This window comes from Rhizobium acidisoli, assembly GCF_002531755.2.
GTDB classification, from domain to species: domain Bacteria; phylum Pseudomonadota; class Alphaproteobacteria; order Rhizobiales; family Rhizobiaceae; genus Rhizobium; species Rhizobium acidisoli.
The window spans coordinates 3,469,787-3,494,168 of sequence record NZ_CP034998.1 but is presented as its reverse complement, the minus strand read 5'-3'; the positions used below and the strand labels follow the sequence as shown (position 1 = coordinate 3,494,168).

At 61.8% G+C, this 24,382-nt stretch carries 20 protein-coding genes and 1 tRNA gene; 10 read left to right on the top strand and 11 right to left on the bottom strand.

The genetic code is table 11. The features are described from left to right. The first annotated feature begins 143 nt into the window (after positions 1-143). Positions 144-374: a hypothetical protein gene (locus CO657_RS17140; protein WP_033179672.1), complete on the top strand. Its 231-nt coding sequence runs from the start codon at positions 144-146 to the stop codon at positions 372-374. Between the two features lie 20 nt (positions 375-394). After that, entirely contained in the window at positions 395-607 is a 213-nt protein-coding gene (locus tag CO657_RS17135; protein ID WP_128715566.1) for a hypothetical protein, read from the top strand. Between the two features lie 55 nt (positions 608-662). Here CO657_RS17135 and CO657_RS17130 read toward each other — a convergent pair whose 3' ends face one another. Further along, the gene (locus CO657_RS17130) at positions 663-1,175 is read right to left on the bottom strand and encodes an MgtC/SapB family protein (protein ID WP_054185118.1); all 513 of its coding nucleotides are present in this window, start codon (positions 1,173-1,175) and stop codon (positions 663-665) included. Positions 1,176-1,394: 219 nt separating this feature from the next. On the opposite strand from CO657_RS17130, the gene CO657_RS17125 reads away from it, so the two are divergent. Next, the gene (locus tag CO657_RS17125; RefSeq protein WP_012558934.1) at positions 1,395-2,120 is read left to right on the top strand and encodes a hypothetical protein; all 726 of its coding nucleotides are present in this window, start codon (positions 1,395-1,397) and stop codon (positions 2,118-2,120) included. A 63-nt stretch (positions 2,121-2,183) separates the two neighbouring features. On the opposite strand, the gene CO657_RS17120 is transcribed toward CO657_RS17125, so the two are convergent. The 4 genes from CO657_RS17120 to cpdR1 all read right to left on the bottom strand — a co-directional run bounded on the left by CO657_RS17120 (position 2,184) and on the right by cpdR1 (position 5,154). Beyond that, positions 2,184-2,678: a hypothetical protein gene (locus tag CO657_RS17120; protein ID WP_054185117.1), complete on the bottom strand. Its 495-nt coding sequence runs from the start codon at positions 2,676-2,678 to the stop codon at positions 2,184-2,186. Between the two features lie 367 nt (positions 2,679-3,045). After that, entirely contained in the window at positions 3,046-4,089 is a 1,044-nt protein-coding gene (locus CO657_RS17115; protein WP_003585820.1) for a porin, read from the bottom strand. Between the two features lie 543 nt (positions 4,090-4,632). Continuing rightward, positions 4,633-4,707 (bottom strand) — tRNA-Val (locus CO657_RS17110). An 84-nt stretch (positions 4,708-4,791) separates the two neighbouring features. Next, positions 4,792-5,154, bottom strand: coding sequence for a response regulator CpdR1 (cpdR1, locus tag CO657_RS17105; RefSeq protein ID WP_003542883.1), 363 nt, complete (start codon positions 5,152-5,154; stop codon positions 4,792-4,794). A gap of 186 nt (positions 5,155-5,340) precedes the next feature. Here cpdR1 and CO657_RS17100 point away from each other — a divergent pair, with 186 nt between their 5' ends. Continuing rightward, positions 5,341-6,222 carry an N-formylglutamate amidohydrolase gene (locus tag CO657_RS17100; protein WP_054185116.1) on the top strand — a complete coding sequence of 294 codons (882 nt, stop codon included), beginning with the start codon at positions 5,341-5,343 and terminating at the stop codon, positions 6,220-6,222. A 268-nt stretch (positions 6,223-6,490) separates the two neighbouring features. Continuing rightward, on the top strand, positions 6,491-7,264 hold the full coding sequence (hisN, locus tag CO657_RS17095) for a histidinol-phosphatase (RefSeq protein WP_054185115.1): 774 nt from the start codon (positions 6,491-6,493) through the stop codon (positions 7,262-7,264). A gap of 47 nt (positions 7,265-7,311) precedes the next feature. Here the strand turns inward: hisN and CO657_RS17090 are convergent, their stop codons facing one another. Further along, positions 7,312-8,286 (bottom strand): alpha/beta fold hydrolase, encoded by a 975-nt coding sequence (locus CO657_RS17090; RefSeq protein ID WP_054185114.1) that lies wholly within the window; start codon positions 8,284-8,286, stop codon positions 7,312-7,314. A 424-nt stretch (positions 8,287-8,710) separates the two neighbouring features. On the opposite strand from CO657_RS17090, the gene CO657_RS17085 reads away from it, so the two are divergent. Then, on the top strand, positions 8,711-9,181 hold the full coding sequence (locus CO657_RS17085) for an Hsp20 family protein (protein WP_054185129.1): 471 nt from the start codon (positions 8,711-8,713) through the stop codon (positions 9,179-9,181). Between the two features lie 58 nt (positions 9,182-9,239). On the opposite strand, the gene CO657_RS17080 is transcribed toward CO657_RS17085, so the two are convergent. Beyond that, positions 9,240-10,289, bottom strand: coding sequence for a bile acid:sodium symporter family protein (locus tag CO657_RS17080; protein WP_054185113.1), 1,050 nt, complete (start codon positions 10,287-10,289; stop codon positions 9,240-9,242). Between the two features lie 45 nt (positions 10,290-10,334). Between CO657_RS17080 and CO657_RS17075 the strand changes: the two genes are divergently transcribed. Next, on the top strand, positions 10,335-11,189 hold the full coding sequence (locus tag CO657_RS17075; protein ID WP_012558927.1) for a LysR substrate-binding domain-containing protein: 855 nt from the start codon (positions 10,335-10,337) through the stop codon (positions 11,187-11,189). Positions 11,190-11,238: 49 nt separating this feature from the next. Here CO657_RS17075 and CO657_RS17070 read toward each other — a convergent pair whose 3' ends face one another. Beyond that, positions 11,239-12,291: a threonine aldolase family protein gene (locus CO657_RS17070; protein WP_054185112.1), complete on the bottom strand. Its 1,053-nt coding sequence runs from the start codon at positions 12,289-12,291 to the stop codon at positions 11,239-11,241. Between the two features lie 535 nt (positions 12,292-12,826). On the opposite strand from CO657_RS17070, the gene gltB reads away from it, so the two are divergent. Together gltB and CO657_RS17060 are read left to right on the top strand one after the other, a co-directional pair. Beyond that, complete coding sequence (gene gltB / locus CO657_RS17065; RefSeq protein WP_197283920.1) at positions 12,827-17,551, top strand: glutamate synthase large subunit; 4,725 nt, start codon at positions 12,827-12,829, stop codon at positions 17,549-17,551. A 227-nt stretch (positions 17,552-17,778) separates the two neighbouring features. Next, on the top strand, positions 17,779-19,233 hold the full coding sequence (locus tag CO657_RS17060; RefSeq protein ID WP_037072987.1) for a glutamate synthase subunit beta: 1,455 nt from the start codon (positions 17,779-17,781) through the stop codon (positions 19,231-19,233). A gap of 185 nt (positions 19,234-19,418) precedes the next feature. Here the strand turns inward: CO657_RS17060 and CO657_RS17055 are convergent, their stop codons facing one another. Both CO657_RS17055 and CO657_RS17050 read right to left on the bottom strand, forming a co-directional pair. Next, entirely contained in the window at positions 19,419-20,654 is a 1,236-nt protein-coding gene (locus tag CO657_RS17055; RefSeq protein ID WP_197283919.1) for a DUF459 domain-containing protein, read from the bottom strand. 62 nt (positions 20,655-20,716) lie between these two features. Then, a complete protein-coding gene (locus CO657_RS17050; protein ID WP_003585804.1) occupies positions 20,717-21,940 on the bottom strand; it encodes a lytic murein transglycosylase in 1,224 nt (407 codons plus the stop codon). Positions 21,941-22,144: 204 nt separating this feature from the next. Here CO657_RS17050 and galU point away from each other — a divergent pair, with 204 nt between their 5' ends. After that, the gene (galU, locus tag CO657_RS17045; RefSeq protein ID WP_003585803.1) at positions 22,145-23,032 is read left to right on the top strand and encodes a UTP--glucose-1-phosphate uridylyltransferase GalU; all 888 of its coding nucleotides are present in this window, start codon (positions 22,145-22,147) and stop codon (positions 23,030-23,032) included. 118 nt (positions 23,033-23,150) lie between these two features. Here galU and CO657_RS17040 read toward each other — a convergent pair whose 3' ends face one another. Then, a complete protein-coding gene (locus CO657_RS17040) occupies positions 23,151-24,377 on the bottom strand; it encodes an aromatic ring-hydroxylating oxygenase subunit alpha (protein ID WP_054185111.1) in 1,227 nt (408 codons plus the stop codon). Positions 24,378-24,382: the final 5 nt, after the last annotated feature.

Here is a 24,382-nt window from a genome sequence, read left to right as displayed (position 1 = left end):
TGTCTGGAAGGCGGCGGGACAGGCTTTAGGTAATCAACTTCGCGGGCCAGTCAAGGCCGGCGGCCGCACAGAGGCGAAGTGTTTTTTTGGAACCATCCCGGTGCCTGCTCGTTAGACACTGGTTGAGCTTAAAAAGGAGGCCGATGATGCACACTTCGACCCATGTTCCCGACAAACGCACGGAGGCATCCGACCGCATGAAGCGGGCGAAGCCGAACCGCATGCAGAAGGCGCAGGTGTTGCCGCCGCATCATGTCGACCTGACGCTGACACCGGGCGTCTACCACGACATTCACGTACCGGCCCACGTTACCGGTGCGGATCTTTCCAAGGGCGGTCCCGACATCAAGGGTAATGCAGAGACAAAGAAATAACCGGCATTGCACAAGCCTGCTTGCTGACCGCAGAATTGAAACAGGGTGAGAAAAATATGACGATCAACTTTGTGCCCCGCGAGATCTTTATCCGGCACGAAAATGAATGGCAGGCCGTGCGCGAGGCGGCGGACGAGCGCATCAATATCGGCAAACGCCAGAAGCCGCTGACCGCCTCCGGCGGCCCGGCACCGGTTGGAAAAAGCGATGCTCCGGCCGCGCGCTCCGAATGACGAAACAGACGGTCGCAATGATATACGCCCGGCATAATGCCGGGCGTTTCGCTTTTTACTGGTCTTCATCCCGATTGGCGCGCCCTGCGGAATTGTAGCCGAACCGGTGTTCGAGCTTGCCGAAGGCGAAGAGCACGCAGATGGCGGCCAACGTCGTGAAGAAGGCGATCGGCCAATAACCGAAACCCATGGCAAGGCCGATCGCGCCGGAAAGCCACATGCCGGCCCCCGTCGTCAGCCCGTGCACCCGGCCCCTGGCAAAGACGATCATGCCGGCGGCAAGGAAGGCGACGCCGGCCGTCACTGCTTCGATGACGCGCAGCGGGTCGATCCGCACCTGCTCGTCATCGGCAAAACCCGGCATGTGCACCGCCTCGATCGAAATGATGGCGAAGAGGGCCGCAGCAAGACTGATCAGAATATGGGTGCGGAAGCCTGCCGGGCGGTCGCGTGCCTCACGCTCGAAGCCGATCAGCCCGCCAAAGACGATGGCGCCGAGCAGGCGGGCGAAGATGACGGGATAGTGGATGCGCGACGCCGGTATCATGTCGGCGATGATCAGATCCATGGATTTTTCCTACAGTGGATGAATTTTTCGCTGGCTAACGTCTGAACGCTAGATTTGTTCGGCTTTTTTCACTCATGCGCGTGGATTCCACGAGGCGCTTCTCCCAAGCCGGCTGGTGCTCGCACGAAAGATCGGCGAACCCGGCATCGTCGTGTCGCCGCGCCAACCTTTCAGAAAGGATTGGGCGGCGATAATCCCTGCCTCATGGGAATCGGACAGATGGCCAAGACAGCGACACGCGGCCGCCGCAAGGCGCCGGCCAGAGGAAAGAGCAAAGCGCGCAGCAGCGGTGGCGGATTGCTGCCCTGGGCGGTAATCGGCATTGCCGCGATCGGCGGCATCGTCGCCCACGACCATTGGAAGAGCATTCAGCCGATGCTTGCCCGGCAATCGGCGCCGGTGGCGCGCGAAACGGCCGAGCCCAGACCTGCCGCCAGGAAGGACGTGCCGCCGAAGCAGGTGGCGCTTGCCACACCCACGCCGAAAGCCGTCCCGCCGGCGCCGCAATCGCAGCTGCTGCCGCCGGCGACTATCCCGACGCCGGCCGTCCAGCCGGTCAAGGCGGTGCCGTCCCCGCTCACCCCCGCCAATCCGGAAACCGGGACAATCGCCTTTGGTTATTGCGGGCAGGGCGCCCATATCAACTGCGTCGGCGATGGCGGCGTCTTCTGGTACAAGGGCGAGAAGATCGTGATCGCCGATATGGCAAGCCCTGTCGTCGACCAGGCGCGCTGTGACGGCGAACGCAGGGTGGCCTTTGCCGCCAAGTCGCGGCTTCTGGCGCTTCTGAACGCCGGTCCCTTCACCATGAATGCCGCGGGCAAGGCCGAGTCATCAGGAGCGCCGCGTGTCGTCTCGCGCGACGGGCGCTCGTTCGGCGCGCAGCTGATCAATGAAGGGCTGGCGCGCAAGCCGGGCGCTGCCGGCGGCGCTTGGTGCGCCTGACGGCTAGAACATTTTCACACAATCCCGGACGCTAAACCGCTGCGCGCTTTTGCCGGGATTGCTCTACTTTCCCTTTTTAACCAGCTTGCCGCCGGTGCGGAAGCTGCCGGTAAACGAGGAATCCTTGCTTTCGGCCGTGCATTCGATCGCGATCGGCTTGCCGGCATAGGGATTGCCGAAGGTGCAGAAGCCGGCGACCTTGACCTCCCCGGTCATCTTGTTGCCGACGCCCGTGGTGACGAGGCTAAGCGGCAGGCGGGCATTGCCATTGGAGGCGGGCTTGATGCCGCTGCCATCGCCCTGGAAGCCGAGCGCCTTGCCGTCCGACGTGAAGATGAAGGTCACCAGGCCATTGACCAGCGTGACGCTGGCGAGCTCGTTCTTACAGCCCTTGGTGGCGTCGAACTTGGCGACGACAAGCTTGGCGCATTTGCCGGAAAGCGTGATGACGCCGGGCGCGCCGGGAAACGTCTCGGGAGGAGACGCCGGCGCTGCAGCGGCCGGCAAGGCGAGGGCGGCGGAACAAAATGCGGCGGCAACAGGCGCGGATAATTTCATTTCGATGTCAAACCCCTTGTGCTGGCGAGGCGAATCACCACCTCATCCTCGGTTCGGCCATGGCATGGTTCTGTGTCCGAAATTTGGTTCTGTTATTCCCCGCGGGGGAAAGTTTCATCGGCGGCCGGGCTGGCCCGGTGGGCGGTCACAAGGGCTGGCGATGGCATGGGATGTGGGGGCACCGACAACGACATGACGGTGGCAAGGCGCTGATAGAGCGCCTGCCGTCTTGGACGCATTTCTGGTCAGGGAGAATGGGCCCAGGCAGGGAAGTCCAGGCCCATTCTTTCCCGATCGGAGGTCAGTCGGATCAGGAATTTGTGGCTGCCGGCTTACAGCGCCGTAGCAAGTAGCCAGCAGCCTTTTATTAGAACGCGCGCTGCAGGCGGAAGTAGCCCGAGGTTACGTCAGCAGCGTTGTCCGGATCGAGGTACTGAACCGAGACCTTGGCTGCGAGGTTGTCGACGATCTGGTAGTCGATCGTTACGCCGGCCTTCCAGGCGCTGACGTCGTCATTGAACTCGCCTGCAGTGACGCCGTAGTTGTCGTAGTACTGAACAGCCGGGGTGATCTTCAGCTTGTCAGTCGCCTTGATGGCGTATTCGGCAGCGATCGCCCATTCAGCCTTGTTGTAGTAGGCGTTCGGGTTCGTTGCGTAGACAACTGCGAGGCCGAGCGTGCCCGGACCGACAGCAACCGTACCCATGGCGCGGACGGCGCCTTCTTCGTTGTCGGTGTCGTAGCCAGCAGTGATCTGGTAGCTGAAGGCACCGGCCTTGCCGCCGAGACCGACGGCAACGCCGACGTTGTTGGCAGTTTCGCCGTCATAGAACGGGCTGTCTTCCAGCTCGTCGACGCTGATGCCGGCGTAGAAGGCGTCGGTTTCGTACTGATAACGGATGGAGTTATGCAGCGTGACCGGTGAACCGATGTCGTCGGTTTCGCCCGAGAGGCCGTCGTCCCACCAGCTGTAGAACAGACCAGCGCGGAAGCCGGCGATGTCGATGTAAGCGGAGTCGAGCTGAGCCTTCTGAGCCGAAGCGTTGTCAGCATTGAACTGCATGACGATGACGCCGGTCAGCGGACCGTATTCGGTGTCGCTCTTGGCGGTGAACTGAACCTGGCCACGCGTACGGGCATCCCAATCCGAGTCGTTGGCAACAGAACCGCCGCCGCTGGCGCCGATCGAGCTGGCGTTCGGAGCAACGTCAACCTGGAAACGGATGTAACCGTTGATCTTGAGGCAGGTTTCGGTGCCCGGGATGTAGAAGTAGCCGGTGCCGTAAGCGTCGCAGACGCGGACGTATTCAACTGGTTCCGGCTCGGCAGCAACGATAGCGTCAGCAGCCTGAGCGCCGGATACTGCTGCAAGTGCAGCAGCGGAGCCGAGAAGAAGGCTCTTGATGTTCATGGAATAACCTCCAGTTCAGATGCAAGAGGATGAAGACCGTTGCCATCGGCAGTCCCTACGGATCTTCATCCCGTGTGAGCGAAGCGGCGTCTGTTTTGGTTCGGCGCCTGCCTCGCCGCGGAAGTTACATAAGGGATGCTGCGCTGCAACGTCAGAGTCGATCATGACAATAGGCTGTATCGGCTATGTTGCTGAAATAACACGCGTTTTGTCACAAACTTGTCATCTGCCCATCACAAACAACGAGGGGCTGAGGGCTCAAGCGCGGTATGCAATTGAGGCTCGAATGAGCGCGATCTCATATGCGAGCGCAGATAGCTGCAATCTGCGTGAATCGGCTCAACCTGACGCCAGTACGGTTTGTGCGGAGGTGCCGATGTCGGGCACAAAGTCTCACCGGCAGTGGATCAGCGATCGACGATATGTCGCCTCCACGAGAAGCGACGAAGATCCGGCATCGTTAGTGCTAAATGAGAAAAGAACCGGGAGAAATTCACCAATCAGCGGTTTGGCGAAAACCCCTTGTGGGGCATAAGGATCGGATGGTGGGCGTGACAGGGATTGAACCTGTGACCCCTACGATGTCAACGTAGTGCTCTCCCGCTGAGCTACACGCCCATCCGATGGCGGCGCATAGATCACAAAACCTTCGGAGCCGTCAATAGGCTTTTTTCAGTTTTGTGACACGCCACCCGGCAAGCCTTATGCGGCAAGCATCTTGTTGACCTCGTCGACGAGATCGCGCAGGTGGAAAGGCTTGGAAAGGACCTTGGCATCCTTCGGCGCCTTCGAATCAGGGTTCAGCGCCACGGCCGCAAAACCGGTGATGAACATCACCTTCAGGTCGGGGTCGAGTTCGGTGGCGCGGCGCGCCAGCTCGATGCCGTCCATCTCCGGCATGACGATATCGGTCAACAGCAGGGAAAACGGTTCCTCGCGCAGCCGGTCATAGGCGCTGGCGCCATTGTCATAGGAAAGGACCTTGTAACCGGCCTTTTCGAGCGCTTTCACCAGGAAGCGGCGCATGTCGTTGTCGTCTTCTGCGAGAAGTATCTTCTGAGTCATCAATCCAGACCGCTGATCAATAAGTTTTGGTGGGCTGCCAAGCGTTTACACTAGTCTTGACCCGGTAAACAACCGGTGAATTGCCTGTGCGCGGCCGCATCCCTCCTACATAGTATGGACTTGGGGCCGGGCAACTGGCAACATGGGCAAAGCAGCCAGTTCATGACATGGTAAAGAGGGCCGAGAGTGCCGGAGATACGCGAATACGAGCTTTTTGAGGTTCATGAGCCCGTGTCGCAGACCATTCCCTTCGTCTACAACTCCCCGCATAGCGGTCGTATTTATCCACCGGAATTTATCGCCCAGTCCAGGCTGGAGGGCATCGCCATCCGCCGTTCCGAGGATCATTATGTCGACGAACTCTTCGGCTCGGCCGTCGCCCTCGGCGCGCCGCTGCTGGCCGCCAACTTTCCGCGCGCCTATCTCGACGTCAATCGCGAGCCCTATGAGCTCGATCCGAGGATGTTCGACGGGCTGCTGCCGCCCTATGCCAATGTCAATTCGCTGAGGGTCGCCGGCGGGCTCGGCACCATTCCGCGTATCGTTGCCGAGAATATGGAGATCTATGCGCGGCGGCTGCCGGTGCAGGAGGGGCTCGACCGGGTCGAAGCGGTCTACAAGCCCTATCATGCGACGCTTCGGCGGCTGATCGCACGGACGCATGTGCAGTTCGGCTTCGGCGTGCTGATCGACTGCCACTCGATGCCCGGCAATGTGCGCGTCGCCGGCTATACCGCACGGCCCGATTTCATCATCGGCGATCGTTACGGCACCAGCGCATCGGCCGAACTTTCGCGCGCCGCCATCGCCATCCTCGAGGAAATGGGTTTTGCGGCAATCCGCAACAAGCCCTATGCCGGCGGCTTCATCACCGAACATTATGGTCGGCCCTCGCGCGGGCTGCATGCGCTGCAGATCGAAGTGAACCGGGCGATCTATGTCAACGAGGTGACGCTGGAAAAACGCGCTGACTTTACCGCGGTCGCTGAGGCGGTCACGGGTTTCATGCAGCAGATGGCGGATTATGTCGAGAAATTCGCCGGCGATCAGGCCCTAGCCGCCGAATAGGCTGCGTGATTTCACCGATATTATCCGGCCGGTCTTCACCGGCAAAAAAAACCGCGCTTGTAAGCGCGGCTAAGTCTAGGGAGGAAACACCCAAGGAGGGTATTTACAGTCAGAAGACTGTACGAAGGACGCTACTATTGCGTTGCACAAATGTCAAGCAATATATTGCGCTGCGATATCTTTAGGCAGCCGAGCTGAACAGCCCGCGTTTGCATTCCTGCTGCTTTTCGCTATGAAAACACCACTCCCGCCAGCACACGGACCGACCATGCTTCCTGACCGCTCGTTCTTCAATCGTCTGGCGGAGGCCGCCAAGGCCGAGACGCTTCCGCGCTTCCGCTCCGGTCTCGATATCACCAACAAGCTTTCCTCCGGTTTCGATCCGGTGACCGAAGGCGACCGGGCGGCCGAACTCGCCATCCGGGCGCTGATCGAGGAGAATTTTCCGAACCATGGCATTCTCGGCGAGGAGCACGGCAATGTCGGGCTCGACCGCGACTATGTCTGGGTGATCGATCCGATCGACGGCACGCGCGCTTTCATCTCCGGCCTGCCGGTGTGGGGAACGCTGATCGGCCTGCAGAAAGAAGGGCGGGCGATCATGGGCATGATCGAACAGCCCTTTACCGGCGAGCGTTATTTTGCCGACCAGAACGGCTCGATCTATAGCGGCCCGGAGGGCGAGCGGCGGCTGGCGACGCGCCAATGCGACGCTCTTTCGAACGCCATCCTGTTTACCACCTCACCGCATCTCTTCGCCGGCGAGGAGATGGAGAAATACCGCGAGATCGAGAGCCAGGTCCGGCTCTTCCGCTACGGCTGCGACTGCTACGCCTATGCGCTGCTTGCCGCCGGCCATATCGATCTCGTCATCGAAAACAGCCTGAAGCCCTATGATGTCGGCGGCATCATTCCGGTCATCGAAGGGGCGGGCGGCATCATCACCACCTGGGACGGCGGACGGCCTGAAAACGGCGGCTCGATCATCGCCGCCGGCAGCCGGGCGGTCTACGAACAGGCGATTGCCATCCTGCAGCGCTAGTCCGGGGTTGGCTTGCCAATCCCCCGGGTCAGCTCTGCTGATCCGGCTCACGTGCCGAGGGCGGCGACGTGCTGGTTTTCTTCGGCATCGCTGCCGGGAATGAAGGCGTGGAAGGCGGCAAGGGCGGCAGCGCGATAGGTATCGCGTTCCTGGAAAATCTCGTGGCGGGCGCCGTTGATCGGCACCAGCTGGCCGGCGCGGAAATAACGCGAGAGCCGCTCCTGGGCCGTATAGGGCACGACGCCGTCACGCGTCGGAGCGATGACGATGGTCGGGATGGTGATCGAGAAGAGATGATAGGGCGAGGTGACCCGGTCCATCGTGCGGAATGCCTCGGTGAGCCAGCGGGCCGTGGGCGGGCCGAGCGTCAGCTCCGGATGGGCTTTCATCATCGCGACATTGCGCTCGAAGCGGGTTTCGTCCGAGGTCAGCGGATTGTCGCGGAAATCCGGCTCCTTCAGCTTCGAAGTCAGCGGCAGGAAGCCGAGGCCGAGAGCCGTCAGCGTGCCGGCAAGGGTGCGGATGACGCGGGGCGAGGCCGCCTGGCCGGTCAGGCCGATGAAGGGCGCCGACAGCACCATGCGATCGATACGGGTGGTAAGATAAGGCGCGGCCGAGAGCGCGATCAGCCCGCCTGTGGAGTGGGCGAGCAGGTAGAAGGGCAGGCGGGTATCCGGCAGCACCACCTTTTCGAGGAAGGTGTCGAGATCACGTTCGTAATCGGCGAAGCGGCGGATGTGGCCGTGGTTGCGGCGCTTCAGAAGCCGCCCCGAACCGCCCTGCCCGCGCATATCGAAGGTGGCGACCCAGAGACCCCTAGCCGTCAGGTCGCGGATCGTCTCGAAATATTTCTCGATATATTCGTTGCGGCCGTGCAGGATGACGACGGTGCCCTTGGCGACCTGGGCACTGGCGCGGAAAACGGCGTAACGCAGCCGGTGGCCGTCATGGGTTTCGAAGAACCCTTCCGTGCGGTTTTCCGGGGCGGGATTGTCGGGCGTCGAATAGAGAACCTGATCCATGACTTTGCCAATGCGCCGCTGCTGACTGCTTCGCATCAGGGATAGCGCATGGCATCCGGCTTGGAAAGCGGCGACCCTGCACGGCTGCAAAGTGTGAAAAGGGCCGGCAGGAGCATGAGGGTGCTCGCAGCCGGCCGAGTTTGAGGCTGAAGAAGAAGGGACGATGCACTTCAGCCATCGGGACCAGATTCACCCGACGCTGCGATTTCTAGGCGGATGCGTGTGAATGCGCTCCGAACCGGCCGTTCATGCGGGGTTCACGGGGCCGGTCGGGCGATTTCGGGAGGGTCTTGAACTCGTCAAATCCCATCACCATCTCCTTCCTGCGGGTGCCGAAGAGGGCCTGCGCAACCGTCCCGAGGCCGCCAAAGATGGGGTTTCAGGGGCATTTTATCGCAACACGTCGCTTCCACAGGAGGACATCATGCGTCACGTAGACTTCTCTCCCCTTTATCGTTCGACCGTCGGTTTCGACCGTCTCTTCACCATGCTCGACAGCCTTGCCCAGCCGGAGCAGGCCCAGACTTATCCGCCCTATAATATCGAGCGCACCGGCGAAAACACCTATCGGATCACCATGGCGGTCGCCGGTTTCGACGAGACCGAACTTTCGATCGAAGCCCATGCCCATGTCCTGTCCGTCAAGGGTGAAAAGGCCGAGGAACCTGCCGAAGGCGGCGAATTTCTCTACCGCGGCATTGCCAAGCGCGCCTTCGAACGCCGCTTCCAGCTTGCCGACCATGTCGAGGTCACCGCCGCTTCGCTTAAGAACGGCCTGCTGCACATCGATCTTCTGCGCAACATTCCCGAGGCCATGAAGCCCCGCAAGATTGCGATTGCGGCAGAACCGGTCGAGGCTCCGAAGGCCATCGAGGCGCAGATCATCAACGGCTGATTGATCCCCTATGGGGTAAACGAACGGCGCTCCATCGGGGCGCCGTTTTTGTTGCGAGTCAGGCCGGGCTGGCGGCTTCCTCTATCTCTTTTTCCATTGCGCGGCGGGCCGCGGCGGCGGCGTATTTCTGGGCGATGACGGCGCAGACCATCAGCTGGATCTGGTGGAAGAGCATCAGCGGCAGAACGATCGCACCGATCGACTGGCCTGAAAAAATGACGTTTGCCATCGGAACACCGCTTGCCAGGCTCTTCTTCGAGCCGCAGAAGGTGATGGTGATTTCGTCGGCCTTGTCGAAGCCCAGCCAGCGGCTGCCGACCATCGTCAGCACCAGCACTATCCCCAGAAGGACCATATCGGCGACGACGACGGCGGCGATATCGGCGATCGAGAAGGTATGCCACAGGCCCTCGACGACAGCCGTCGAGAAGGCGAGATAGACGACCATCAGGATCGAGCCGCGGTCGACGGGCATCAGGATCTTCTTCTTGGCGCGAATCCAGTCGCCGATCCAGGGCTGCAGGATCTGGCCGATGATGAAGGGGGCCAGCAGCTGCAGCAGGATCTGCTCCAGCGCGTCGAAGGAGAAGCCGCCATGGCCGCCGACGGAAAACAGCAGGCCGACGAGCAGCGGCGTCAGGAACATGCCGAAAATGTTGGAGGCCGAGGCCGAGCAGATGGCGGCAGGCACGTTGCCGCCCGCCATCGAGGTAAAGGCGATCGACGACTGGACCGTCGAGGGCAGCACACAGAGGAAGAGGATGCCGAGATAAAGCGGCTGCGGCAGGATGGTGTCGGGAATGAAGCCGAGCCCGAGGCCGAGCAGCGGAAAAATGCCGAAGGTGGTCAACAGGATGACGAGATGCAGGCGCCAGTGCAGCAGGCCCGCAATCACGACATCGCGCGAGAGGCGGGCGCCATGCAGGAAGAATAACAGCGCGATGGCAAGATCGGTGGCGATGCCGAAATAACCCGCGAAGGCGCCCCTTGCCGGCAGCAGCGAGGCGAGGATGACCGTGCAGACAAGCAGGATGGTGAAGGTATCGGGCAGAAAGCGACGCATAGTGGTCTCGCGGCGTGATAAAACAGTCCTTGTTTTGTCGTCCATTGCGATCCAGGATGCAAGGAATAACAGTTATCGAGAAACTGGATCATGCTGGACCTTTCGCAACTGCGCAGTTTCGTCGCCGTCGAACAGATGGGCAGTTTTACGCTGGCGGCGGAAAGGCTCGGCCTTGGCCAGTCGACCGTCAGCCAGCACATCCAGCGGCTGGAGGCGGCACTCGGCCGCAAGCTCCTGGCACGTGACACGCATAAGGTCATTTTAACAGGCGATGGCGAGGCGCTACTGTCGCATGCGCGCAGCATGCTTTCGATCGAAGGGCAGGTGCAGTCGCTGTTTCGGGGCAACAGCCTGCGCGGCAGCCTGCGGCTCGGCGTGTCGGAGGATTTCGTCACCAGCCAGTTGCCGGCGGTGCTGGAGGATTTCGTTCGTTCGCACCCCTCCGTCGATCTGGAGCTGACGGTGGCGCTATCTGGCGTGCTTTATGAGATGCAGGACAATGGCGAGATCGATCTAGTGCTTGCCAAGCGCCGGCTCGGCGATGCCCGCGGAAAACTCGTTTATCGCGAGCCGCTCGTCTGGCTGGCGCGCGATCCCGAACGTGTGCTCGCCGCCGGCCCTTTGCCGCTGATCGCCTTTCCGCCGCCGAGCGTCACCCGGGCGATCGCACTGGAAGCGCTGGCGCGAAACGGCGTGGCGTGGCGGATCGTCTGCACCTGTGGGAGCCTCAGCGGGTTGACGGCGGCGGCGCGGGCCGGGATGGGCGTGCTGGTGCAGCCGCGCAGCATGGCGCCTTCGGGGCTAAAAGAGATCGCTGCGGCAAAACTTCCGCTGCTGGAGGATGTGGAATTCGTGCTGGTGCCGCGGAAAGGGGCGGATCAGGCGCTGGTCGCCGCCCTTTCGGACGATATTCTGCAGAAAGTGAGACGGCTGAGGTCGGCGTGAGCCACGGCCGTCGCCGAAAGGCCCGCCGGAGGCAGGCCTCGGAAGGCGGTCAGGCGGCCAGGCACTTCAGGAAACCATCCACATCCGCTTCTGTCGTCGCGAAGCTGGTGACGAGGCGGATCAGGGTTTCGTTCTCGGAAACCAATTCGGGCGTTGCCGCCGGGACCGGCCATTCGTAGAATTTCGCGCCCTTTTCCTCAGCGGTTTTTGCCGCATGTTTGCTGACCACGGCGAAGACTTCGTTGGACGCGGTCGGCCAGGCAAGGCGGGTGGCGTTGCTGGCGCCGATACCGGCGCGCAGGCGGCTCGCCATGCCGTTCGAATGACGGGCGAGATCGAGCCAGAGGCCGTTTTCGAAATAGGCATCGAACTGGGCGGCGATGAAACGCGACTTGGAGAAAAGCTGGGCGGCGCGCTTGCGGATGAAGGGCATTTCCCGGGCGCGGTCCGGATCGAAGAAGACGATCGCTTCCGCGCACCAGCAGCCATTCTTGGTGCCGCCGAAGGACAGCATGTCGACGCCGCGCTTCCAGGTCATTTCGGCCGGGGTGGCGCCCAGCGCGATCAGCGCGTTGGCAAAACGGGCGCCGTCCATGTGGAGCGGCAGGTTGCGTTTCCTTGCTATGGCGGCGATCTCGCCGATCTCGGGAAGGGAATAGACGGTGCCGATCTCGGTTGCCTGGGTGATGGTCACGGCGCTGGCGCGTCCTTGACGCAGGGCGTCTTCCGGAAAGTGTGCGATTTTTGCGGAAAGCTTGGCCGGATCGATCTTGCCGGCTTCGCCGTCGACGGCGGCGAGGCGGGCGGAGCCGGAGAAAAATTCGGGCGCGCCGCATTCGTCCTCGATCACATGCGCCTCCGAATGGCAGAAGGTGATGCCGCCGGGGCGCTGGACGCTTGCCAGCGACAGGGAGTTGGCGGCGGTGCCGGTGGCGACGAAGAACACCGAAACCTCGCGCTCGAAGACCTCGGAGAAACGAGCCTCGACCTTCTTGTCGAGATCGCCGGTGCCATAGGCGGCGGCATAACCGGCCGATTCCGCCAGCAGGCGTTCGGCAATGGATCTATGGGCGCCGGCCCAGTTATCGGAAGCAAAGAACATGAGGGGAACCGTTGTAAAGGAAGGGTTTGGCAGGGCCGAGGCGGAGATTACGCCAAAGCTTCACAGGATCAAGGCTGTTGCCCATGACACATCACAGAAATTGAACTACGCAATCAATAAACAAAATGACTGCCTCTGGCGTAATTTTATTTCGCATCGGCGACCGATCCGGTAATCTTCCGTCGCAAATTGACGTTTTTTGAGGACGCGCTCTTGCGGACCCGAATGCTTTCTGGCATAGAACAGATGAATTAGGACAGTGTTGCTGTCCTATTTTGGCCGGAACGGCCGAAGAGGCGCCGAAAGCCCTGGAACGAACGGGCTTTCACGCTATAGTTCTTCCGAGCGCCAAGCCCCATGGCGGCGCGCGGAGGCGAATGGCAGGCGCGGAACGCGACGGTTTGCTTTCCTTGATAAGCAGATGTCTGCGGCCGATCTTCACCATGCAACAGCGCTGTCATGCGCCGGACCTATTTTGGTTGCGGCACAGGACGAAAAGCCGCCCGCGGCTCCGCGGGCTTCGACAGGAGGAAAGATGATGACGAAGACGCCATCCATGGAATTTGACCGGTTCGCTGCTGCCAATGTGCGCGCCACGGCCAATATGTCCAAATCCGCCTCCGGCCTGCCGAAGAAACAAGGCCTTTACGACCCGCGCAACGAACATGATGCCTGCGGCGTCGGTTTTGTCGCCCATATGAAGGGCCAGAAGTCGCACCAGATCGTCAAGGACGGCTTGTTCATCCTCGAAAACCTGACGCATCGCGGCGCCGTCGGCGCCGATCCGCTGATGGGCGACGGTGCCGGCATCCTGGTGCAGATCCCCGACCGCTTCTTCCGCGAGGAAATGGCCGCGCAGGGCATCACGCTGCCGCCGGCCGGCGAATATGGCGTCGGCCATATCTTCATGCCGCGCGATGAAAAGCAGATCGAGCACTTCAAGAAGGTGATCAAGGATGTCGTCACCGAGGAAGGCCAGGTCCTCATCGGCTTTCGCGACGTGCCGGTCGACAATTCCTCGCTCTCCAAGGCGCCGGCCATTGCCGCGACCGAGCCGCATCACGTGCAGGTCTTCATCGGCGCCGGCGAGGATGCCGAAAACAACGACGAATTCGAGCGTCGGCTGTTCACGCTGCGCAAGGTGATCTCCAACCGCATCTATGACGAGTTCGACGGCGAAGAGAGCAATTTCTATCCGGTGTCGCTGTCGTCGGCGACGGTGGTCTATAAGGGCATGTTCTTGGCCTATCAGGTCGGCGCCTATTACAAGGACCTGACGGATCCGCGTTTCGAAAGCGCGGTCGCCCTGGTGCATCAGCGCTTCTCGACCAACACCTTCCCGTCGTGGAAGCTCGCGCATCCCTACCGTATGGTCGCCCATAACGGCGAAATCAACACGCTGCGCGGCAACGTCAACTGGATGGCGGCGCGCCAGGCCTCGGTCTCCTCGCCGCTGTTCGGCGAGGATATCTCCAAGCTCTGGCCGATCTCCTATGAAGGACAGTCCGACACGGCCTGTTTCGACAATGCGCTCGAATTCCTCGTGCGCGGCGGTTATTCGATGGCGCATGCCGTGATGATGCTGATCCCGGAAGCCTGGGCCGGCAACCAGTCGATGGCTCCAGAACGCAAGGCTTTCTACGAATATCACGCTGCGCTGATGGAGCCCTGGGACGGGCCGGCTGCCGTTGCCTTCACCGACGGCAAGCAGATCGGCGCGACGCTCGACCGCAACGGCCTGCGGCCGGCGCGCTACCTCGTCACCGATGACGATCGCGTCATCATGGCGTCCGAAGCCGGGGTTTTGCCGGTTCCGGAAGAGAGGATCATCCAGAAGTGGCGCCTGCAGCCGGGCAAGATGCTGCTGATCGATATGGAAGAAGGCCGCATCATCTCCGACGACGAGGTGAAGTCGAAGCTTGCGACGGCGCATCCCTATCGCAGCTGGCTCGGCCGCACTCAGCTGATCCTCGAAGAACTGAAGCCGGTGGAGCCGCGGGCGCTGCGCCGCGACGTGTCGCTGCTCGACCGTCAGCAGGCCTTCGGCTACACGCTCGAAGATACCCGCATCCTGATGTCGCCGATGGCGACGACGGGCCAGGAGGCGATCGGCTCGATGGGCACGGACACGCCAATCTCGGCCATGTCGGAAAAGCCGAAGCTGCTCTACACTTATTTCAAGCAGAACTTCGCGCAGGTGACGAACCCGCCAATCGACCCGATCCGCGAGGAACTGGTGATGAGCCTCGTCTCCTTCATCGGCCCGCGGCCGAATATTCTCGACCACGAAGGCATGGCGAACGCCAAGCGGCTCGAAGTGCGTCAGCCGATCCTCACCAATGGCGATCTCGAAAAGATCCGCTCGATCGGCCATACGGAAGACCGCTTCGACACCAAGACGCTCGATTTCACCTATGATATCGAGCGGGGTGCTGCCGGCATGCCTGAGATGCTCGACCGGCTCTGCGAGCGCGCGGAAGCCGCCGTCAAGGGCGGCTACAACATCATCGTGCTCTCCGACCGCCAGATCGGGCCGGATCGGATAGCCATTCCGGCCCTGCTTGCCACAGCGGCTGTGCATCATCACCTGATCCGCAAGGGGCTTCGCACCTCGGTCGGTCTCGTCGTCGAGACCGGCGAACCGCGCGAAGTTCATCATTTCTGCCTGCTCGCCGGCTACGGCGCCGAGGCGATCAACCCCTATCTTGCCTTCGATACGCTGCTCGACATGCATGCCAAGGGTGAATTCCCGAAGGAAGTGGATGCTTCCGAAGTCGTCTACCGTTACATCAAGGCGGTCGGTAAAGGCATCCTCAAGGTCATGTCGAAGATGGGTATCTCGACCTATCAGTCCTATTGCGGCGCGCAGATCTTCGACGCGATCGGCCTGTCGTCGGAACTGGTTGACAAGTATTTCTTCGGCACCGCGACGATGATCGAAGGCATCGGCCTCGAGGCGATCGCCGCCGAGACCGTCGACCGGCACAACGCTGCCTTCGGCACGGATCCGCTGCTGGCCACGACGCTCGAGATCGGCGGCGAATATGCCTACCGCATGCGCGGCGAAAGCCATGCCTGGACGCCCGATGCGGTCGCCGCTCTTCAGCATGCCGTACGCGGCAATGCCGAGGACCGCTACCGCGAATTCGCCGAGATGGTGAACGCTTCGGCGCTGCGCATGAACACGATCCGCGGGCTCTTCAATATCAAGAGCGCCGAGGCGCTCGGCCGCAAGCCGGTTTCGATCGACGAAGTCGAGCCGGCGGCCGATATCGTCAGGCGTTTCTCGACGGGTGCGATGTCCTTCGGCTCGATCTCCCGCGAAGCGCACACGACGCTGGCGATCGCCATGAACCGGATCGGCGGCAAGTCGAACACCGGCGAGGGCGGCGAGGAGTCCGACCGCTATATGCCGCTCTCCGACGGTTCCATGAATCCCGAACGTTCGGCGATCAAGCAGATCGCGTCGGGCCGCTTCGGCGTCACCACCGAATATCTCGTCAACGCCGATGTGCTGCAGATCAAGGTGGCGCAAGGCGCCAAGCCCGGCGAGGGCGGCCAGCTGCCGGGTCACAAGGTTGACGCGACGGTTGCCAAGACCCGCCACTCGACACCGGGCGTCGGCCTGATTTCGCCGCCGCCGCACCACGACATCTATTCGATCGAGGATCTGGCGCAGCTGATCTACGATCTGAAGAACGTCAACCCGACCTCCGACGTTTCGGTCAAGCTGGTCTCCGAAGTCGGTGTCGGCACGGTCGCTGCCGGTGTCGCCAAGGCGCGCGCCGATCATATCACCGTCTCCGGCTTCGATGGCGGCACGGGTGCGTCTCCGCTGACGTCGCTAAAACATGCCGGCAGTCCCTGGGAGATCGGCCTTGCCGAGACCCAGCAGACGCTGGTGCTGAACGGCTTGCGCTCGCGCGTTGCGCTGCAGGTGGATGGCGGCCTGAAGACCGGCCGCGACGTCATCATCGGGGCGCTGCTCGGCGCCGACGAGTTCGGCTTCGCCACCGCGCCGCTGATTGCGGCCGGCTGCATCATGATGCGCAAGTGCCATCTCAACACCTGTCCTGTGGGCGTAGCGACCCAGGATCCGGTGCTGCGCAAGCGCTTCAAGGGTACGCCTGAGCACGTCATCAACTACTTCTTCTTCGTTGCCAACGAAGTGCGCGAAATCCTCGCCTCGCTCGGGTTCACCCGGCTCGACGAGATCATCGGCGCCTCGGAGCTCCTGGAGAAGGACGAGATGCTGGCGCACTGGAAGGCCAATGGCCTCGACTTCAGCCGCATCTTCCACAAGGTCGACGCCGCCAAGGAAGAGACCTTCTGGACGAGCCGGCAGCAGCACCCGATCGACGATATTCTCGACCGCGCGCTGATTAAGCAGGCTGAGCCGGCGCTGACCGACAAGACGCCCGTCGCCTTCGAGGTCGGCATCAAGAACGTCGACCGTTCGGCCGGTGCGATGCTGTCCGGCGAGGTCGCCAAGCGTTACCGCCATCGCGGGCTGAAGGAAGATACGATCAATGTGACGCTGCGCGGCACGGCGGGTCAGAGCTTCGGCGCCTTCCTGGCGCGCGGCATCACCTTCAACCTGATCGGCGACGGCAACGACTATGTCGGCAAGGGGCTTTCGGGCGGCAAGATCATCATCCGGCCGCCGGAGAATTCGCGCATCGTCGCCGAAAACTCGATCATCGTCGGCAACACCGTGCTTTACGGTGCGACCGAAGGCGAATGCTACTTCCGCGGCGTGGCGGGCGAACGGTTCGCGGTGCGCAATTCGGGTGCGATCGCCATCGTCGAAGGTGTCGGCGATCATGGCTGCGAATATATGACCGGCGGCGTCGTCGTCGTGCTCGGCGCAACCGGCCGCAACTTCGCGGCCGGCATGTCCGGCGGTGTCGCCTATGTGCTCGACGAAACCGGCGATTTCGCCAGCCGCTGCAACATGGCGATGGTCGAACTCGAGCCGGTGCCCGAGGAGGACGACATGCTGGAGAAGCTGCATCATCACGGCGGCGATCTCATGCACAAGGGACGCGTCGACGTCTCGGGCGACATGACCCGCCATGACGAGGAGCGCCTCTACCAGCTGATCTCCAACCATCTGCACTATACGGGCTCCACCCGCGCCAAGCAGATCCTCGACAGCTGGGCTGACTACCGCCCGAAGTTCCGCAAGGTCATGCCTGTGGAATACCGACGTGCGCTCGAGGAAATGGAGCGCAGCCGGATGGGCATTGCCGCGGAATGATATGCACCGGGACAGCCGTCATCCGCCGACCTGATGCGGCGGATGACGGAAATATCCCGATGACCCCGTGACGATCATGCCGACGGCGGAAAGCCGTCCAGATCGCGCGGATGTTTCAGAGGACATGTTCCAATGACGGTCACGAGAAGCAACTTGCCCCGGTTACCGGGACTGACGATAGACAGATTGGCTGCGGTGAGGCGGTCATGAGGGTAAGGGACGAAGATATGGGTAAGGTAACGGGGTTTCTGGAAATCGACCGGCAAGTGGCGAAGTACCAGCCGGCGTCGGATCGTATCCGTCATTTCCGTGAGTTCACGATCCCGATGTCGGACCCGGAAGTGCAGAAACAGGCTGCGCGCTGCATGGACTGTGGCATCCCCTATTGTCACGGCCCCACGGGCTGCCCTGTGCACAACCAGATCCCCGACTGGAACGACCTCGTCTACAACAACAACTGGGAAGCGGCGATCCAGAACCTGCATTCGACCAACAACTTCCCGGAGTTCACCGGCCGCGTCTGCCCGGCGCCCTGCGAGGAAGCCTGTACTTTGAATCTCGAAGATGCACCTGTTGCCATCAAGACGGTCGAACAGGCGATCGCCGACAAGGCCTATGAGCTCGGCTTCATCCGGCCGCAGCCGGCCACGGTTCATACCGGCAAGAAGGTCGCGGTGATCGGCTCCGGCCCCGCCGGCATGGCGGCTGCCCAGCAGCTCGGCCGCGCCGGCCACGAGGTGCATGTCTATGAGCGCGAGACCAAGCCGGGCGGCCTGCTGCGCTATGGCATTCCCGACTTCAAGATGGAGAAGAATTTCATCGACCGCCGTGTCGAGCAGATGAAGGGCGAGGGCGTCACCTTCCATTGCGGCGCCAATGTCGGCGTCGACGTCAAGGTCGAGCAGCTGCTCGCCGATCACGACGCCGTCCTCTATTGCGGCGGCTCCGAGACGCCGCGCGAAGCGGGCATTCCGGGCACGGACCTTGCCGGCGTGCATGATGCCATGCCCTATCTGGTGCAGCAGAACCGCCGCGTCGGGCGCGAGAACATCGACAGCGTCGGCTGGCCGTCGGATCCGATCCTTGCCGGCGCCAAACATATCGTCGTCGTCGGCGGCGGTGACACGGCTTCGGACTGCGTCGGCACGGCGTTCCGGCAGGGCGCCGTCAAGGTCACCCAGCTCGACATCCGGCCGCAGCCGCCGGAGAAGGAAGACAAACTCGCCGTCTGGCCCTTCTGGGCAACGAAGATGCGCACCTCCTCCTCGCAGGCCGAGGGCGCCGTGCGCGAATTCCAGGTGGCGACACTCGAATTCGTTGGCGAAGACGGCGTGTTGACCGGAGTCAAGTGCTGCGAGGTCGACGAGCGCCGGCGGCCGGTTCCAGGTACGGAATTCGTCATCCGCGCCGATCTCGCCTTCATCGCCATCGGTTTCCGCGGCCCGTTCACGACAAGCGTGCTGAAGGAACTCGAGGGAAAGCTGACGCTCAACACTGACAAGCGCGGCTCGACCAATGTCGTCGCCAACGACCGCGACTACAAGACCTCGGTCGATAAGTTCTGGACGGCAGGCGACGTGCGCCGCGGCCAGTCGCTGGTGGTCTGGGCAATCCGCGAAGGCCGCCAGGCGGCGCGCGCCATCGACGAGGCATTGATGGGCTCGACCGTTCTGCCGAACTGACCGCAAGCCGCGTAGAGATCCCGAGACAAAACTCCGCCCTTCCGGCGGAGTTTTTTGTTTGGGAAACGTTCTCGGTGCGACCGCTTGACGCGCCGGTATCCGCCGCAAACCTCAAGCAATGCCGGGAAGCGGGCCGCAAGCGGCGACGTAAACGGAACGAAGCGGAAGGCTGCCGCGCCGACTTTTCATTTCACCGAGACTTCGGCCGGCGTCTTCGCCGTAGGCAAGCGGTAATCGTCGACGCGGCCGGGCGGCGCGGGCGTCATTTCGCCCTGCTCGACCAGGAGGTCGCGGGGCGACCTCGTCAAAGTCATTGGCGGGGGCCTGGCGCCAAGAAGCTCGGCGCCGCCGTCGAGATTGGGATCGGAGAGGCTGATCGGCACGGTGTGTTCGACCGGATTGGTGGGAAGGCCGAGGCCCGGCAGATTGCTTTCGTCCAGGCGGACCAAATCCGGGCTTGCCTGGGTGCCGAGAATGCGGCGGGCGGGCTTTTCAACATAGAAGGCGAGCTTGCGCCGGCCGGCCTGCGTGAGGTTGATGCCATCGGAGGTGCGCAGGCGCACCTGCTGGCCGTTCACATCCGAGCCGGTGACGATGAAGTTGCTGTTTTCATCGACGAAGCCATCCCAGATATCGACGAATTCGCCGCCGATGCTTTCGACCTGGTTGCGGTAAAGCTGGTTCATCTGGACGGCATCGGCCGTCATCTGATCGGATTCGAAGGCAGGAAGACCGACCCAGAGCAGCGGGATCTTGCGGTCGGTAACTTCTTTGCCGAAGGAAAGGACGCGGCGGCGGTATTCGCTAAACCAGCCGTCGGTGCGGAACTTCTCCTTGGCGGTATCTGTCACCATCTGCTGGCGGTCGTTGGCGCCGATCATGACGACGACCATGGCCGGCTTCAGCTCGTCGATCATCTTCGGCAGCTGTTCCGGCCAGTCGTAATAGTCGTCGCGGACAAGACCGGATGAGACGTTGCCGCGGGCTTCGACGACGACCCCCGGCGAAGTCTCGAAGGCGGCAGTCAGGCCGTCGCCGAGGCCGCTGGCCAGGAAATCGCCGACGATCAGGATCTTCTTGGCGTCGCCGAGCTTTTGCACGACCGGCTCCTCCTGCACGGGCGCGCGGATCGGTGGCGCGGTGCGGGTGTTGACGATGGCTTTCTGCGGCGGCGGGCGCTTGCGCTGCTGGCGCCGCGGCTGCGGGACGTCAGGCGCCTGCGGCCCGTCGTCGAGGTAGCGCCGGCCGAGGAAGAAATCGAGGATCGAACGGCGCTGGTAGCGCTGCTCCTGGGCTTCCGCCATATGCACCGGCGCAAGCGCGCCAAGGCATAGCGACACCGCCGCCAAGGCGAGCACGAGCCAACGGATTGGGGTCCGGTCAGTTTTCTTCGTCATGGGCAGTTCCGCATCTGCCGGCATCTTGCACGCAAGCCAGGCCAGCGTCCACACCCGCTCTTATCTAGGTCACGATTCCGCCGCTTCTAGCGACGAAGGGCGTTCAGAAGCGGCAATGAGGGCTCGCCGTCCGGCTGCATGCCGATGCGAGACTGCACCGCCGATATCGCCGCTTTCGAACCCGAGCCGAAATTGCCGTCGACCTCGCCATTGTAGTAACCGAGCGTCTTCAGACGGGTCTGCAGCTCGAACTTCTCGGTGATATCGAGGGCGCCGTCCGGGCGCGGCCAGCGCTGCTGCATGCCGCCGTAGCCGGCAATCTGATCGGCGAGCAGGCCGACGGCAAGTGCATAGCTGTCCGACGCATTGTAGTTCTTGATGGTGAAGAAGTTGGCGGTCATCAGGAAGCCCGGGCCACTCGGCCCGGCCGGCATTTTCAGCACCGCCTTGGCACCGCTCTCGCGGAAGGCCTTGCCGTTCGGGCGGGTCAGGCCGAGGGCTGCCCATTGGGCGAGCGTATGGGTCTTGCCGATCTGTTTGGCGGCTGCGGCGGGAACGACAACCTCATAGCCCCAGGTCTTGCCGGTGTCCCAGCCGTTCTTCATCAGCAGATTGGCCGAGGTCGCCAGCGCATCGGGCACCGAGTTCCAGATGTCGCGATGGCCGTTACCGTCGGCATCGACGGCATAAAGCAGGTAGCTTGTCGGAATGAACTGGGTGTGGCCCATGGCGCCGGCCCAGGAGCCGGTCATCTCGCGTGCCGGCACGTCGCCGTTCTGCAGGATTTTCAGCGCGGCGATCAGCTGTTTCTTGGCAAATTTGGCGCGGCTCGGATCGGCATAACCAAGCGTTGCGAGCGCCCGCGGCACGTAATGCAGCCGGTCGTCCTTGTCGAGAATGGCGCCGTAATTCGATTCCATCGACCAGATGGCGAGCAGAATGGTCTTGTCGACGCCGAATCGCTGTTCGATCGCGGCCAGCGTCCTGGCGTGCTTGACGGCCATCTCGCGGCCGATCTTGACCGTATAGGGATTGACGCGGGAATCGACATAGTCCCAGATTTTCGAAGTGAATTCCGGCTGGTAGGCCGCCTTTTCGAGCACGGTCGGATCGGGCTCGCTCACCCCGGAAAAGGCCTTTTGATAGGTTGCCTTACTGATGCCACTCTGAGCGGCTGTTTGGTAAAAATCCGCGATCCATTTCTGGAACCGGGAATCGGCTTTCGCGTTGTCGGGGACCAGCCCCACTTGGGCGGCGACAATGAAGGCGAGAGCAAGACCACGAAGGGAGTATTTGTGATTCTGGGTCATCGACAGTCGTATCCGTCATCTTCAGTTTCTGGCGCAACGGGGCTTCATGTCCGCCCAGACCCGAGACTACAGGAACGGAGTCAACAAATTCTTTACCATGGCGATCCGCTGCGGTCACCATTTGCAAAACAGTAGCAATTCTATACTAGTTAAAGCTAAAAAGCTCCATTTCCAAAGCGATATGATCGAAGCAGGAGGCCGGGTGTGGCTCAACACAACAAAGTTCGTAAAGCAGTATTTCCGGTTGCCGGATTGGGAACGCGATTCCTGCCAGCAACCAAGGCTGTTCCGAAGGAAATGTTGACCGTCGTCGACAAGCCAATCATTCAATATGTCGTCGATGAGGCGATCGAAGCCGGGATCGAACATCTGGTCTTCGTCACCGGGCGCAACAAGCACGTCATCGAAGACTATTTCGACATCCATTTCGAGCTGGAACAGACGCTGCGCGAGCGTGCCAAGAAGGCCGAGATCACCCTTCTCGCCCAGCAATTGCCGAAGGCCGGTACGGTGAGCTTCACCCGCCAGCAGGAGCCGCTCGGCCTCGGCCACGCGGTCTGGTGCGCCCGCGAGATCGTCGGCGACGAGCCCTTCGCGCTGCTGCTGCCCGATATGATCATGAAGGGCGACAAGGGCTGCATGAAGGGCATGATCGACCTTTACGGCCAGAGCGGTGGCAATATCATCGCCGTCGAAGAATGTGCGCCCGACCAGGCCCATAAATACGGCATCGTCGGTGTCGGCGAAGCGATCGGCGAGGGCTTCCGAATCACCGGTATGGTGGAAAAGCCCGCCAAGGGAACGGCGCCGTCCAACTTCTTCATCAACGGCCGCTACATCCTGCAGCCGGAGATTTTCCGGATCCTCGAAACCCAGGAACGCGGCGCCGGCAACGAGATCCAGCTCACCGACGGCATGCTGAAGCTCTTGAAGGAACAGGATTTCGCCGGGTATCACTTCCGCGGCACGACCTATGACTGCGGCGCCAAGGACGGATTCATTCTTGCCAATGTCGCCTACGCCCTCGAACGCGCCGATATCCGCCCGACCGTCGAAGGCGGCTTCAAGGAATTGCTTGCCGGTCTGAGGTAAGTTCTCCGCATAGCGTATAAATGTTACAGCGCCGCGTATCCTCCCAGATGCGCGGCGCTTTGCATGTTGTTATCCCGGAACCGCTGATCACTTGCGGGCAAGATGCATCAGAACTCGGTCAGCTCGGCCGACTGATCTCGTCGAGATACCAGTCGATATAGCGCAGCTCGTTCTGCTCCATCGGCGCGATCGGTCCAGGCAAAAAATAGTGCGAGAGAACGCCGCGCGACGTGTGCTCGATAATGGCCTTGTCCTCGTCAGTCGTCACCGTCCAGAGCCACACGAGCTTGGCGAGATCATAGTCTCTGCCTTCCTCGGCTTCACTGTTGACGAGCCAGATGAGTTCCATCTCGCAAGCTCTCGGGCCCTTCGGAATGAAGCGATAGATCATACCGTAGTCGGGGTAGCAGACGAGAAATGAGGTGCCGCCGAGATGGACGGAGGTGACGCCGCCATCAAATTCCGTAAATCGGCCCATCAGCATGCTGAGCGGCGAGCCGTCTTGGCTGCCGGTCTTCACCCCGTCATAAAGCGCATAGCGGAACGCGTGGATGGCTTCTCTGTTTTTCGCAGATGTCTGCCAGCGATCGCCGGAACCGACCTCGATGCCGAGGGCGCGTGTGCGTTCCTCCATCGAGGCGTTCAGCGCCTCAATCATGTGCGCCGGCTGCTCCAGCGCGTGAGTCTGCGAATATTCGGGGTGCGCCGGGCCGCAATGGTAGCATTCCACATAGTTTTCCACCGCCAGCTTCCAGTTGGCGTCGACCGGGTAGGTCTGCCGATGCGCCACCTTAGCCTGCCCCCAGCCATATTGGCCGCAGGTCGCATGAAGCAGATTCTCGACCTCGGAGAAATCGAGCGGCTCGTCTGCGAAGGAAATGAAGATCAAGCCTTCGACCACACGGATATGCAGCGCCTTCAGCCCATAATCCTCCCGCTTAAAATCCTTTGGCATCAGTCTGGCTGCCTTCAGGCTTCCGTCATTGCCATAGGTCCAGGCATGGTAGGGACAGACGAAGACACGGGCATTGCCCTTATCCCGGGTACAGACCTCGGCGCCGCGATGGCGGCAGACATTGAGCAGCGCATGAATTGTTCCATCGGCATGGCGCGTGAGGATCACCTGTTCCGAGGCCATCCGAAACACTTCGAAGTCATTCGGCTTTGGAACAACGCTCTCATGCGCGAGGCAATGCCAATGGCGGCGGAACACGCGCTCCAGATCACGCTCATAAATGTCCGGATCCGTGTAGAATGGCCGGGCAAGACCGTGGCCCGGCTTATGAGCGGCAATGAGTTGATCGATGCCGTCGGCCGACGGCGCAGCAGTTGCAAATACCGACATGTCCG

Bases quoted from the DNA above. Each gene is read 5' to 3' on its own strand.
- CO657_RS17140 (WP_033179672.1), top strand. From the start codon at position 144: ATGATGCACACTTCGACCCATGTTCCCGACAAACGCACGGAGGCATCC.
- CO657_RS17130 (WP_054185118.1), bottom strand. From the start codon at position 1,175: ATGGATCTGATCATCGCCGACATGATACCGGCGTCGCGCATCCACTAT.
- CO657_RS17115 (WP_003585820.1), bottom strand. From the start codon at position 4,089: ATGAACATCAAGAGCCTTCTTCTCGGCTCCGCTGCTGCACTTGCAGCA.
- CO657_RS17120 (WP_054185117.1), bottom strand. From the start codon at position 2,678: ATGAAATTATCCGCGCCTGTTGCCGCCGCATTTTGTTCCGCCGCCCTC.
- hisN (WP_054185115.1), top strand. From the start codon at position 6,491: ATGCTTCCTGACCGCTCGTTCTTCAATCGTCTGGCGGAGGCCGCCAAG.
- CO657_RS17085 (WP_054185129.1), top strand. From the start codon at position 8,711: ATGCGTCACGTAGACTTCTCTCCCCTTTATCGTTCGACCGTCGGTTTC.
- CO657_RS17080 (WP_054185113.1), bottom strand. From the start codon at position 10,289: ATGGACGACAAAACAAGGACTGTTTTATCACGCCGCGAGACCACTATG.
- CO657_RS17040 (WP_054185111.1), bottom strand. From the start codon at position 24,377: ATGTCGGTATTTGCAACTGCTGCGCCGTCGGCCGACGGCATCGATCAA.
- gltB (WP_197283920.1), top strand. From the start codon at position 12,827: ATGATGACGAAGACGCCATCCATGGAATTTGACCGGTTCGCTGCTGCC.
- CO657_RS17050 (WP_003585804.1), bottom strand. From the start codon at position 21,940: ATGACCCAGAATCACAAATACTCCCTTCGTGGTCTTGCTCTCGCCTTC.
- CO657_RS17125 (WP_012558934.1), top strand. From the start codon at position 1,395: ATGGCCAAGACAGCGACACGCGGCCGCCGCAAGGCGCCGGCCAGAGGA.
- CO657_RS17090 (WP_054185114.1), bottom strand. From the start codon at position 8,286: ATGGATCAGGTTCTCTATTCGACGCCCGACAATCCCGCCCCGGAAAAC.
- cpdR1 (WP_003542883.1), bottom strand. From the start codon at position 5,154: ATGACTCAGAAGATACTTCTCGCAGAAGACGACAACGACATGCGCCGC.
- CO657_RS17055 (WP_197283919.1), bottom strand. From the start codon at position 20,654: ATGCCGGCAGATGCGGAACTGCCCATGACGAAGAAAACTGACCGGACC.
- CO657_RS17060 (WP_037072987.1), top strand. From the start codon at position 17,779: ATGGGTAAGGTAACGGGGTTTCTGGAAATCGACCGGCAAGTGGCGAAG.
- CO657_RS17070 (WP_054185112.1), bottom strand. From the start codon at position 12,291: ATGTTCTTTGCTTCCGATAACTGGGCCGGCGCCCATAGATCCATTGCC.
- CO657_RS17075 (WP_012558927.1), top strand. From the start codon at position 10,335: ATGCTGGACCTTTCGCAACTGCGCAGTTTCGTCGCCGTCGAACAGATG.